The organism is Jeotgalibacillus campisalis (assembly GCF_000829515.1).
Lineage (GTDB): Bacteria > Bacillota > Bacilli > Bacillales > Jeotgalibacillaceae > Jeotgalibacillus > Jeotgalibacillus campisalis.
On record NZ_JXRR01000013.1, the window covers coordinates 133,140 to 145,980 of the forward strand.

Annotated in this window: 8 protein-coding genes and 2 riboswitches; all 8 genes read left to right on the forward strand. The window is 40.9% G+C overall.

Annotated features, from left to right (window positions below; genetic code table 11):
• Window positions 1-10: 10 nt before the first annotated feature.
• The 8 genes from nadE (at window position 11) to ptsG (ending at window position 12,327) form a co-directional block, all read left to right on the forward strand.
• Window positions 11-838, forward strand: a complete 828-nt coding sequence (gene nadE / locus KR50_RS07095; RefSeq protein ID WP_041056671.1) for an ammonia-dependent NAD(+) synthetase — start codon at window positions 11-13, stop codon at window positions 836-838.
• Window positions 839-1,239: 401 nt separating this feature from the next.
• Entirely contained in the window at window positions 1,240-2,184 is a 945-nt protein-coding gene (locus tag KR50_RS07100; RefSeq protein WP_041056674.1) for an AAA family ATPase, read from the forward strand.
• Window positions 2,184-3,407 carry a DUF58 domain-containing protein gene (locus KR50_RS07105; RefSeq protein ID WP_232304255.1) on the forward strand — a complete coding sequence of 408 codons (1,224 nt, stop codon included), beginning with the start codon at window positions 2,184-2,186 and terminating at the stop codon, window positions 3,405-3,407. The genes KR50_RS07100 and KR50_RS07105 overlap by 1 nt, the downstream gene beginning before the upstream one ends.
• Window positions 3,404-5,632, forward strand: a complete 2,229-nt coding sequence (locus KR50_RS07110) for a transglutaminase TgpA family protein (RefSeq protein WP_041056677.1) — start codon at window positions 3,404-3,406, stop codon at window positions 5,630-5,632. The genes KR50_RS07105 and KR50_RS07110 overlap by 4 nt, the downstream gene beginning before the upstream one ends.
• A 37-nt stretch (window positions 5,633-5,669) precedes the next feature.
• Window positions 5,670-5,771: riboswitch (purine riboswitch) on the forward strand.
• 148 nt (window positions 5,772-5,919) lie between these two features.
• The gene (gene guaA / locus KR50_RS07115; protein ID WP_041056680.1) at window positions 5,920-7,473 is read left to right on the forward strand and encodes a glutamine-hydrolyzing GMP synthase; all 1,554 of its coding nucleotides are present in this window, start codon (window positions 5,920-5,922) and stop codon (window positions 7,471-7,473) included.
• An 82-nt stretch (window positions 7,474-7,555) separates the two neighbouring features.
• Window positions 7,556-7,657: riboswitch (purine riboswitch) on the forward strand.
• 128 nt (window positions 7,658-7,785) lie between these two features.
• Window positions 7,786-9,120 carry an NCS2 family permease gene (locus tag KR50_RS07120; RefSeq protein ID WP_041056682.1) on the forward strand — a complete coding sequence of 445 codons (1,335 nt, stop codon included), beginning with the start codon at window positions 7,786-7,788 and terminating at the stop codon, window positions 9,118-9,120.
• A 131-nt stretch (window positions 9,121-9,251) separates the two neighbouring features.
• Window positions 9,252-10,091, forward strand: a complete 840-nt coding sequence (gene glcT / locus KR50_RS07125) for a glucose PTS transporter transcription antiterminator GlcT (RefSeq protein ID WP_041056685.1) — start codon at window positions 9,252-9,254, stop codon at window positions 10,089-10,091.
• Window positions 10,092-10,257: 166 nt separating this feature from the next.
• On the forward strand, window positions 10,258-12,327 hold the full coding sequence (gene ptsG / locus KR50_RS07130) for a glucose-specific PTS transporter subunit IIBC (RefSeq protein ID WP_041056688.1): 2,070 nt from the start codon (window positions 10,258-10,260) through the stop codon (window positions 12,325-12,327).
• Window positions 12,328-12,841 lie beyond the last annotated feature (514 nt).

Genomic DNA, 12,841 nt, shown 5'->3' on the forward strand with positions numbered 1-12,841 from the left:
GTGATAGGAAATGGCATCATTACAGCAGAAAATAGTTGAAGAAATGAATGTTCAACAAGAAATTAATCCACAGGAAGAGATCCGTAAAAGTATTGACTTTTTGAAAGAATATGTAAAGAAGCATTCTTTTTTAAAAGGGTTCGTTCTTGGGATCTCTGGCGGACAGGATTCTACTTTAGCAGGCAAACTTGCTCAAATGGCAGTGAATGAATTAAATGATGAAGTAGGAGAAAAAACGTATTCGTTCACAGCAGTCCGTTTGCCATATGGTACGCAGGAAGATGAGCAGGACTGTCAAGATGCTCTTTCTTTTATTGAGGCAAAGGATGTAGTAGTAGTGGATATTAAACCTGCAGTCGATGCAAGTGACGCTTCATTGGAAAAAGCGGGTATTGAAATTTCCGATTTTATAAAAGGAAATGAAAAGGCCCGTGAGCGAATGAAAGTGCAGTATTCTATCGCAGCAGTCCGCCAGGCTGTCGTGCTTGGAACCGACCATCCTGCTGAGGCTATAACCGGCTTTTATACGAAGTTTGGAGACGGGGGCGCTGACGTACTGCCTTTGTTCCGCTTAAATAAACGTCAAGGCAAGCAGCTGTTAAAAGAACTGGGCTGTCCTGAACATCTCTATATGAAGCAGCCAACTGCCGATCTCGAGAGTGACCGGCCAATGCTAACCGATGAAGAAGCACTCGGTGTGACGTATGATGAAATCGATGACTACCTGGAAAACAGAACGGTAAGTGAAGAGGCCAGAAAAACAATCGAGAAGCATTATATAACGACTCAGCATAAACGACATCTTCCTGTTACGATTTTCGATGACTTTTGGAAATAGATTTCAGAAGGATGGATTAAATTTTGGAGGTATAGGCAATGATTGGGATATCCCCTTTTTGTTGTTCATACCTTCCCTGTGAACACAAAAATAGCCTGATTGAAGGGGGAATTTCTCCTATTCAATCAGGCGTTTTTTTTGAATTAGGATAGGTAAGCTTACTATTGGCAGCAGGTCGTTAGCTGACTGTGAAATAATTTATAAGCATGCAGCTAATTCAACACACAGGATTGTACAAAATCGTGATGATCGGTTGCCCGAAGTCTTTGAATTTCATATAAATTGTAAGTCGGACGTGTTTCTTATATTCTAAAAATAGCGTATATTGAAAGTATTCACAGAATAAACAATTGATTTAATAGATTAGATATTTTTGAAAGAACCTGTCGGGAGGGAATAGAATGTATCATCCGAAACTTGAAACGATATTACAAAATATTGAACATGTCATGATAGGGAAAAGAAATGTGGCCGAGCTGAGTGTAGTGGCACTTCTGGCCCAGGGGCATATATTGCTTGAAGATGTGCCTGGTGTGGGGAAGACCATGATGGTTCGTGCACTGGCAAAGTCAGTAGGTGCTAACTTTACACGGATTCAATTTACACCCGATTTGCTGCCATCTGATGTGATTGGGGTGTCTATTTATAATCCGAAAGAAATGCAATTTCAATTTCGCGGCGGACCTATTATGGGCAATATCATTCTTGCAGATGAAATCAACCGTACTTCTCCTAAAACGCAGTCTGCTTTGCTAGAAGGAATGGAGGAAGGAAGCGTCACTGTAGATGGAGTGACACGCGTCCTTGATAAACCATTTTTTGTAATGGCTACACAAAATCCCATTGAATATGAAGGTACATATCCTCTTCCTGAAGCTCAATTGGACCGGTTTTTATTGAAAATGAAGATGGGCTATCCAACTGCAGAAGAAGAGATGGAAGTGCTGAACCGCCTCCAATATGCTCCGCCAATTGATCAGCTTCAGCCTGTAATTTCACTTGAAGAACTAAAGCAGCTGCAAAGGGAAGTAAGAGAAATTGTCGTAGATGAAACAATTAAGAGCTATATAGTTGAACTTGCCGGAAAAACACGTTCCCATGCAAATGTTTATCTCGGAGCATCCCCACGAGGCTCGATCGCACTGATGAAAGCATGTCAGGCGTATGCAATGCTTCATGGGCGTGATTATGTAGTCCCTGATGATGTACAATTCTTAGCTCCATTTATCTTTTCCCATCGAATCATTTTAAAGTCAGAAGCGAAATATGAAGGAATTCAGCCGGAGGATGTTATTGAACGAATTGTTGCTCGAACACGGGTGCCGGTGCAAAGGCTTGTGAAATAATGATGAAAAGATCTTGGAACGCTTTGCAGGAAATTAGTAAAGTACTCCTCCTTTTTTTACTTCTGGCAGGGACATTTTCATATGCCATGTTTCAAGGAGGATTTGTCAGCTGGTTTTTATTTTACAGCTTTTTGCCCTTTTCCTTGTATTCCTTCCTGGTCATGCTATACCCGCTGAGGGATTTTGAGGTTACAAGAAGCATTCAATCAAAGGAATTAAAAGCAGGTTCTCACGCTGCTGTAACCATACAGCTGACCAGAAAATTCCCCATCCCTCTTTTCTATTTGGTTGTAGAAGATCAGGTCTCCACCGGTATTTTCTCTACAGCTGAAATTACACAGGTGAAAAAACTGATCTACCCCGGTTTTAAACGATCGATCCAACTTCAATATGAATTTGAAAATCTGCCGCGTGGAGAACATCACTTTACGAGTACTGAGTTAAAAACAGGTGATTTTTTAGGAATCTTCCAAAAGTCACGAAGAATCGACGCTTCGGATAGTATTTTAGTCTATCCATCGTATACGCAGATGACCTATCAGCCCATTCACGTTCAATATGATCAGGGCGTTGCTTCAACGGATGTGAAAATTCAACGCGATACGACGATGGCGACCGGTTTGCGAGAGTACCAGCCAGGTGACCGCGTTTCATGGATTCATTGGAAGTCTTTCGCCCGCACAAATGATTTAATGACAAAAGAGTTTGAGGAAAGAAAATCCCATGATGTATGTTTTATTTTGGATCGTACACCGACCGCTCTGTTTGAGGATCTGGTTTCCTTCACCGCTTCTTTAAGCAGGGCCGTATTAAAAAAAGGCGCGCAGGCTGGATATATATCAACCGGCAGCGGAATTCAGCGCATTCCCGTCAAAAACGGCGATCATCATCAGCGTCAGATCGACTATCAGCTTGCCAAGGTCCAGGCGGATAGTGATCAGCCTTTTGATGAAGCAATAAAAAAAGAGATTAGCAGGATGTCTCAATCTGTCGTCTTATTAGTCGTTACCTCTGTTTTGACCCGTGAACTTATACAGCAGCTTCACGACTATGCGAGAAATAACAGCGCTGTCGCTGTATTTCTGATCAAAGATGCAAATAATAAATCGAAAAACAGTGATGAACAGCAAGTAAAAGCATTGGCTTCTTCGAAAGGGATTATGGTCAGGGATTGTTTTGCCGGACATTTTGCAAATGTTTTCTCGGAGGTGAAGCAGGCATGAGACAATCCTTCCGATGGAATAAGCGTTTATTATTTGTACTGTATGTATTGAGCTTTCTTCTGCTTTGGGAATGGCTTCGTCCTATAGAGCAATTAACCGATACGAGTTTTATTTTTTATTTCGTGCTGTTCGCTGGCGTTTCTCTGCTCCTGTACTATTTAGGGATCGACTGGAAAGTGTCAGGATTTGTAAAACTATTGTTTATTATGATTGTCCTTCAGCGGTTATACTTTGACTCTTCGTTTCTTGAAATCAGCGCATGGGTTCCTGCTCTTGCTGTTTCCTTATGGGAAAGTTTGATTTTGACGGTTCAGCAGGATTGGAATGCAGTGAGTAATGAGTACAGGAGTTTTTTGTTTTTTGTTTTGGTATGGCTTACTGCCTACCTGCTTCATTATTGGATTGCCGTGCGAAAGCAATTGTTTTTATTTTATGTTTTTACTGTTTTTTACGTGGCTCTTTTAGATACATTCAGCCCCTATGACGGACAGTATTCAATTATAAGAATTATCTTAATTGGTTTTATTTTAATGGGACTGTTAACTCTCCAGCGCCTGTTGGACCAGGAGCGTTTGAGCCAGTCTTCCCATCAGATTCAAAAATGGATTATCCCGCTCGTTCTCATGGTGGCCTTCAGTTCAGTGGCGGCGTATGCTGCACCTAAAGCAGAACCCATTTGGCCGGACCCCGTTCCTTTTATTCAATCCTTTTCACAAGGAGCAGGTTCAGGATCAGGCGGCGTCAACCGATTAGGGTACGGGGTGGATGATTCCGCTCTTGGCGGATCGTTTATCGGTGATGATACTAAGGTTTTTGATGTCGTAACGGAGGACAGTCAATACTGGCGTATAGAAATGAAAGATGTCTACACCGGTAAAGGGTGGGACAATTCTGCAACTGTTACCGGTGAAGGACCTGCCTTTGGATTAGAAGAAGATGTTCCATTCCGTCTGTCGCGAATCAGCGAAGAATCTGAGGAAATCACTGCTACTCTCGATATCAATCTTGAATACAATCATCTTGTCTACCCTTATCACCCCGTTAGAATTGAAAGCGGCGAGGCAGATGAATTTATTTACGATTTGGCAAACGAGAAAATCACTTCGTTTTCTGGTGAAGAAGAAACCGGACTCGATTTCTATGAGTGGACCTACAAGGAGCCGCAGTATAGTCTCACAGCTCTGCGCGAAACAACGGGACTTGGCGACCTTGAAAATACGGGCGAGATGGATCAATATTTGCAACTGCCGGATGAATTGCCTGAGCGGGTGGTTGATCTTGCGGAAGAAATTACAGCTGATCAAGATAATTGGTACGATAAAGCCAATGCAGTAGAAAGCTATTTCTCTCAAAATGCCTTTACCTATGACCAGACAGACATTCCTGTTCCTGGTGAAGGGCAGGATTATGTTGATCAATTTTTATTTGAAACGCAACGGGGCTATTGCGATAATTTTTCCACTTCCATGGTCGTCCTGCTTCGGGCGGCTGATATTCCTGCACGCTGGGTAAAAGGCTATACAGGAGGAGAAGTAGTCGGCCAAACAGACGACGGCTTAAATGAATACGAAGTGACAAACAATAATGCTCACTCATGGGTTGAAGTGTATTTCCCTTCATTAGGCTGGGTTCCATTTGAGCCAACAATCGGATTTACAAACAATGTTTCAGTGGATTACGATCTGACCACAGAAGGTGACGATCGTGATGAGGAAGAAACCCCATTGCCGGAAGAAGAAGATAACGAAGAAACACCTGCACCCATTCAGGACGAGGAAGTGACCGATGAGACAGCCATTGATGAAAACGGCAGCTCTGTTCCTTCTTTCTGGCAGAGAGTTCAAAATACTTTCATGGAAAATGTGGGAGCTTTTATATTATCGAGTGCGATTTTGTTATTTGTCGGCGTTCTTTTATATCGGATGCGCTTTCGATGGCTGCCGAGAGTGCTGATCCTTTATTACAGTGTTAAAAAAGATGACGAAACGTTTTCGAAGGCGTATATGTCATTGCTGAAACAACTCCAGCGATTTGGATTAAAAAGAAATGAAGATCAGACTCTTCGAGCGTATGCAAAAGAAGTCGACCGCTTTTTCAATACAAAAGAAATGAGTCGCTTAACCGCTCAATATGAACGGATTTTATATCGAAAAGAAGGACAAGAAGAAAAATGGCAGGATATGCGCGAATTGTGGGAAAATTTAATTAAACGTACAACCGGTTGACCGCCGTCCTGACAGACGTTAAAATTATTAAAATTAAGAGAAACAGAATATACCCCTTCATATATGTTCGATAATATGGTTCGAATGTTTCTACCAAATCACCTTAAATGATTTGACTATGCAGGCGGTCTTTTTTAGGCGAGTGTCGAAATTTGACCCTCTTTGACAGGAGACCGCCTTTTAAGAACACGAGAACGCTGAAGGGAAAAAGAATCCACTCTTTTTCACGTATGCGTTCTTTTTTCTATACTTTTTTTAAAAAAACTATAATCCTACGAGGTGACATCATGCTAGGTAAGGAAGAATTGCTTAATCAGGAAATGATTGTGGTGCTGGATTTTGGCAGTCAATACAATCAGTTAATTACACGGAGAATTCGTGAATTTGGGGTATACAGTGAATTGCATCCTCACACCATAACAGCTGAAGAAATTAAAGAAATAAACCCATCAGGAATTATTCTATCAGGCGGCCCCAACTCGGTTTATGACGAAAATTCATTCCGTGCCGACGAACGTATTTTTGACCTTGGAATCCCGGTTCTTGGCATCTGCTACGGCATGCAGCTTATGACGATGCACTTTGGCGGTAAAGTAGAAAAAGCAAGAAATCGCGAATATGGCAAAGCAGAAATTAATGTTCAAGAAGCAAAAGGGCTGTTTAAAGGACTTCCGTCTAATCAGCTTGTTTGGATGAGCCATGGAGACCTGGTAGTCGAAGCTCCAGATTCATTTGATGTAGTAGCAACGAATGCTTCATGTCCAATTGCTTCGATCAGCAATGAAGACAAGAAAATGTTTGCTGTTCAGTTTCACCCTGAAGTACGCCACTCCGTGCACGGCAATGACATGCTGAAAAACTTTGTTTTTGACGCATGCGGCTGTAAAGGGGAATGGTCGATGGAAAACTACATTGAAATTGAAATCGAAAAGATCCGCAACGAAGTCGGCGACCGCAAAGTCCTTTGTGCATTAAGCGGAGGCGTGGATTCTTCTGTCGTAGCCGTATTGATTCATAAAGCCATTGGCGATCAGTTAACCTGTATGTTCGTTGATCACGGTCTTTTGCGTAAAGGTGAAGCGGACAGTGTCATGAAGACATTTGCCGATGGATTTAATATGAATGTAATCAAAATAGATGCTCAAGAGCGCTTTCTTTCAAAGCTAAAAGGTGTATCAGATCCTGAACAAAAACGTAAAATCATTGGAAACGAATTTATCTATGTGTTCGATGATGAAGCGAAAAAACTGGATGGTTTTGATTTCCTTGCTCAAGGAACACTGTATACAGATATTATTGAAAGTGGAACAGCCACTGCTCAAACCATTAAATCACATCATAATGTAGGCGGACTTCCTGAAGATATGGATTTTGTCTTAATTGAGCCTTTAAATACGTTATTTAAAGATGAAGTCCGCGTGCTTGGAAGTGAGCTGGGAATCCCTGATGATATCGTTTGGCGTCAGCCATTTCCTGGTCCCGGTCTCGGCATCAGAGTTCTTGGTGAGATTTCTGATGAAAAGCTGGAAATTGTACGTGAATCGGATTGGATCTTGCGTGAAGAAATCAAAAAAGCAGGTCTTGACCGTGACATTTGGCAATACTTTACCGTACTTCCCGATATCAGAAGCGTTGGAGTGATGGGAGATGCACGTACGTATGATTACGCAATCGGCATCCGGGCAGTTACATCTATTGACGGAATGACATCAGACTGGGCACGTATTCCATGGGATGTTTTAGAGAAAATCTCTGTACGCCTGGTGAATGAAGTTAATTCAATCAACCGTGTTCTGTATGATGTAACGAGCAAGCCGCCATCCACGATTGAATGGGAATAGGCGAATATTAACAGAGAAAAATGTTGATAATGTTCGGATATTGTATTGACCTTCTATGTGAAGGTTGCTACAATAAGGTTAAATTAAATAATGCAACATTCGTCGTATAACGTCGGGAATAGGGCCCGAAAGTTTCTACCAAGCCACCGTAAATGGCTTGACTACGAGGTACTGAATAAATCTAACTGTATGATATAAAAATACTGCAGTAAGATCATTATTCTTATCGACACAGTCAGCCTCTAAACGACAGGATCGTTTGGAGGCTTTTTTTCGTTATACGGCTAGAACGTATGCTGGAGGGACAAAAAAATGAAGAAATATTTTCAATTTGAAGAACTGGGTACTAGTTACAGACAAGAGTTTATTGGGGGGCTTACTACTTTTCTCGCAATGGCTTACATTCTTGTAGTTAATCCTATTACTCTTACATTAATGGATGTAGAGGGCCTGCCGGATGCGCTTCGAATGGATTATGGCGCAGTTTTCGTCGCGACAGCACTGGCTGCTGCGATTGGGTCACTTGTAATGGGGGTTATTGCTAAATATCCAATCGCACTTGCTCCGGGCATGGGGCTGAATGCATTTTTTGCTTACTCCGTTGTATTAACTCAAGGAATCCCTTGGGAGACTGCTTTGACAGGTGTTTTATTATCAGGACTTATTTTTATGATACTTACATTAACCGGAGTCAGAGAAAAAATAATAAATGCTATTCCTGCAGAACTAAAATTTGCTGTTGGAGCAGGAATCGGACTTTTTATTACATTCATAGGGATGCAAAATGCCGGCATTATCGTAGGCGATGAAAACACATTGGTCGCTTTGGGTGATCTTACTCAAGGCAGCACACTTTTAGCTATCTTTGGTATATTTATTACCGTGATCTTTATGACCCGTAAGATTAAGGGCGGCATTTTCTTTGGTATCGTGATTACAGCAATTGTTGGATGGATTGTTGGTTTAATTAATACACCAAGCGGAATTGTTGAACCGGCTCCAAGCCTGGCACCTACATTTGGTGCAGCGCTTGAACCGATCTTCTCTTCACCGGGAGAGCTGTTCACAATTCAAATTCTGGTCGTTGTACTGACATTCCTATTCGTTGATTTCTTTGATACAGCAGGTACACTGGTTGCCGTTACGAATCAGGCAGGTCTGATGAAAGACAACAAACTGCCGCGTGCGAATCGCGCATTGTTTGCAGATTCAACGGCAACGGTCTTTGGTGCAGTACTTGGTACATCTACCACCACTTCTTACATCGAGTCATCTTCAGGTGTGGCAGCAGGTGCGCGTTCAGGTTTTGCATCAGTCGTAACAGCAGCTCTTTTCGTTTTATCTATTTTCTTTTTCCCATTGTTGGAAGTGATCACAAGTGCTGTCACTGCACCTGCTTTAATTATTGTTGGCGTGCTGATGGTTGCAGCGCTTGGAAACATTGACTGGAACAGATTTGAAATTGCCGTTCCAGCTTTTCTAACGATCATCACGATGCCGTTAACCTATAGCATCGCTACCGGAATTGCCATTGGCTTTATTTTCTATCCTGTTACAATGATTGTCAGCGGAAAAGCAAAGCAAATTCACCCAATTATGTATGGATTATTTATAATCTTTATTCTTTACTTCTTATTCCTTTCATAATAAGCTAAAAAAGAAGCCATATACTGGCTTCTTTTTTCATTGATTATAATAAATCATCAGACCGCAGACTTCAGTCATTCAACAAACGGTATGTTAGGAATTCATTTACCACAATGGGAAGTGACCAATCGATGGCTTTTAAAATAAAAAAAATACTTAATAACAATGTTCTGATTGCCCAGGGTGAGCAAGAAGATGAAGTCGTCCTGATCGGAAAAGGAATTGGCTTTAAACGTCAGGTGAACGCATTGATTAATCAATCAGAGGTTGAAAAGCTCTTTATTCTGCGGGATCAGTCGGAACAGGAGCAATTTAAAAAGTTGCTTCCCTATATAAAAGAAGATTTGCTGAAAGTGATTATTTCATCTATTGAACTGATCAGAGAAAGAACTGAAGGTTTTCTGAATGAACATATTCATGTTGCACTCACGGATCATTTAGTTTTTGCGGTGAATCGCCTGATGAGAGGAATGGCGATAACCAATCCATTTATTCTTGAAACTAAAGCACTTTATCCTTATGAATATGAGATTGCAAAAGAAGTTGTGAAGCTGTTTAATGAACGTGCTCATATTTACCTTCCTGAAGGAGAAATCGGCTTTATCGCACTTCATATCCATAGTGCAATGGTCAATCGGAATGTCAATGAAATTAATGCGCACTCTAGAATGATCGGCAAACTAATTCAAATTATTGAGCAGCAGTTTGATATAGAAATTGATCGTGAAAGCATCGATTATATGCGGCTGGTACGTCATTTAAGATACACGATTGAAAGAGTTACACGTGGAGAAAAAGTAGATGAACCTGAAAAAATTGCTTCCTTATTGAAATCAGAATATCCTTTATGCTATAATCTGTCCTGGAAGCTGATTAAGATTATGCAGCAAACATTAAAGAAGCCTGTTTATGATGCAGAAGCTGTTTATCTGACCATGCATCTGCAGCGAATTCAAACAAAAATGAAATAATCACATACTATTCTTTACGTGTTACTGATTCGATCAGGCATGAGTAAAGAAGAACACGAAAGAGATGAGTGCCTGGCACCAGTCTATTCTTCGTGAACTTCTCTGCTCATGTCTTTTTTGTTTGTCTTCTCTTAATCAGCAAAAAATATTATTTAGGAGGATCCGTATGTTTAAGAAACTATTTGGTTCTTTGCAAAAAATCGGGAAGGCGCTAATGCTTCCTGTCGCAATACTTCCAGCGGCGGGACTATTGCTTGCCTTTGGTAATGCTTTGCAAAATGACACCTTGATTGAAATTGCACCGTTCCTGACAGCAGGATGGATAGAAATGGTCGCAAGTGTAATGGAAGAGTCAGGTGGTATTGTTTTCGATAACTTGCCGCTTCTGTTCGCGGTTGGAGTGGCGATTGGTCTCGCAGGTGGAGACGGAGTAGCAGGGATCGCTGCCATTATCGGTTATCTCATTATGAATGCCACAATGGGTACTGTCCTCGGTCTTGATATCGATCAAGTAACCGGTAACAGTGTTGATCCTGCAAATGCGCTGGTGCTTGGTATTCCTACCTTGCAAAGCGGGGTATTTGGGGGAATTATTGTAGGTTCCCTCGCTGCTTACATGTACAACCGATTCTATGATATAGAATTACCTACGTATCTTGGGTTTTTTGCAGGAAAACGTTTTGTGCCGATTGCAACAGCTGGTTCAGCAGTTATTTTAGGACTTTTAATGCTTTTGGTTTGGCCATATATTCAAAACGCGCTGAATTACTTTTCTAACAGTCTATTAAGCGTTAACATGGCCCTTTCTGCATTTGTTTTTGGTGTAATAGAAAGAGCGTTAATTCCGTTTGGACTTCACCATATTTTCTATACGCCATTTTGGTTTGAATTTGGATCATATGTAAATGATGCAGGTGAAACAATTCGGGGAGACAATTATATCTTCCAGGCACAGATTAAAGATAATGTTCAAGACCTTACTGCAGGAACATTTATGGCAGGTAAATATCCGTTTATGATGTTTGGCCTTCCTGCCGCAGCGCTAGCCATTTATCATGAGGCGCGAAAAGAAAAGAAAAAGCTTGTCGCAGGGATCATGGGTTCAGCGGCGCTGACTTCATTTTTAACAGGAATTACAGAGCCAATTGAATTTGCCTTTTTATTTGTAGCACCTATATTATTTGCCGTGCATGCTCTTTTCGCTGGACTGTCATTTTTAACGATGCATCTTCTAGATGTTAAAATCGGAATGACGTTTTCAGGTGGGTTAATCGACTTTCTACTATTTGGAACGCTCAACCCACAGACAAACTGGTGGCTTGTTCTTCCAGTAGGAGCAGTATTCGCTGTAATTTATTACTTCGGTTTCAGATTTGCCATTCGCAAATTTAATCTTGCTACCCCGGGTAGAGAAGTAGATGAAGATGGAGAAGGAGAAGCAAGACCTGCTTCATCAAAATCAGATTTACCGTATGATATTTTAGAAGCATTTGGAGGATCTGCTAATATTTCAAATCTTGATGCCTGTATTACCAGACTTCGAATTCAAGTAAATGAGCCATCACAAGTCAACAAAAAAGAATTAAAAAGACTGGGTGCTGCTGGCGTGCTTGAGGTAGGGAACAACGTTCAAGCTATCTTCGGTCCTCGCTCAGACAGCTTAAAACATCAAATGAAGGATATAATAGAAGGAAAATCACCAAGACCGGTTAAAGTGAATCCTCAAGAAGAAGTAGAGAAAGAAATTGAAGAGACCGCTCCTTCAGCTATACAAAACGAAGAACAGTCTCATCATTTTGTTTCACCAATAACTGGACGTGCAGTTTCGATTACAGAAGTGCCGGATCAGGTATTCTCCGGAAAAATGATGGGAGACGGCTTTGCCATTATTCCATCAACTGGTGAAGTATACTCTCCAGTAGACGGCAAAGTAGTCAATGTATCTCCAACTAAGCATGCTATCGGCTTAGAATCTGACAGTGGAAGAGAAGTCCTGATTCATTTCGGGATCGACACTGTAAAATTAAATGGAGAAGGATTTAAAACACATGTAGAGGAAGGCGATCATGTAAAAGCCGGCGATTTACTCCTTACTGTAGATCTCGAAGCGGTTAAAACAAAAGTTCCTTCTATTATTACTCCGATTATTTTTACCAACCTTGTAAATGGGGAAGAAGTAAAGGTAATAAAGGAAGAAGTCAGAAAAGGTGACGCTGACATCATCGATATCAATTAATAGAGAGATCGTAAAAGGAAGCTGAATTTCAGCTTCCTTTTATTTATGTATCAGTGATCAGGCAGGGGGAGGACATTCATTTATCGCTTGCCCTTATCCTGACATTTAAAAGAATGAAAAATATTAAAATGGTAGTTGCAATATTCTGACTAATAGATTATAATAAATCTACTAACAAAATATTGACGGGGAATGAGGAGGTGTGGTAAATTTATAAAGCTCTCGTTTGAGAGTTGCTAAGAAAATAGTTTATGAGGGTCTTTTTATTTTCTCTTTTTTCAGACAGGCCTCATTGAAAAGAAAAAAATTTTAAAAAAAGTATTTACAAACTACTAGTTAAAATGGTAAGATAATAAAGTCGCTTGAGAGAGAGCGCAAAACACGAAACACCTTGAACCTTGAAAACTAAACAACCAAAAACGTCAACGTTAATACAAGATTTAAATGAAACAAATGAGCTTTATCAAACACTTTACGGAGAGTTTGATCCTGGCTCAGGACGAACGCTGGCGGC

What these genes read in the sequence shown, in the direction of transcription:
- nadE (WP_041056671.1), top strand. Translation starts at nt 11, where the DNA reads ATGGCATCATTACAGCAGAAAATAGTTGAAGAAATGAATGTTCAACAA.
- KR50_RS07100 (WP_041056674.1), top strand. Translation starts at nt 1,240, where the DNA reads ATGTATCATCCGAAACTTGAAACGATATTACAAAATATTGAACATGTC.
- KR50_RS07120 (WP_041056682.1), top strand. Translation starts at nt 7,786, where the DNA reads ATGAAGAAATATTTTCAATTTGAAGAACTGGGTACTAGTTACAGACAA.
- KR50_RS07105 (WP_232304255.1), top strand. Translation starts at nt 2,184, where the DNA reads ATGATGAAAAGATCTTGGAACGCTTTGCAGGAAATTAGTAAAGTACTC.
- glcT (WP_041056685.1), top strand. Translation starts at nt 9,252, where the DNA reads ATGGCTTTTAAAATAAAAAAAATACTTAATAACAATGTTCTGATTGCC.
- ptsG (WP_041056688.1), top strand. Translation starts at nt 10,258, where the DNA reads ATGTTTAAGAAACTATTTGGTTCTTTGCAAAAAATCGGGAAGGCGCTA.
- KR50_RS07110 (WP_041056677.1), top strand. Translation starts at nt 3,404, where the DNA reads ATGAGACAATCCTTCCGATGGAATAAGCGTTTATTATTTGTACTGTAT.
- guaA (WP_041056680.1), top strand. Translation starts at nt 5,920, where the DNA reads ATGCTAGGTAAGGAAGAATTGCTTAATCAGGAAATGATTGTGGTGCTG.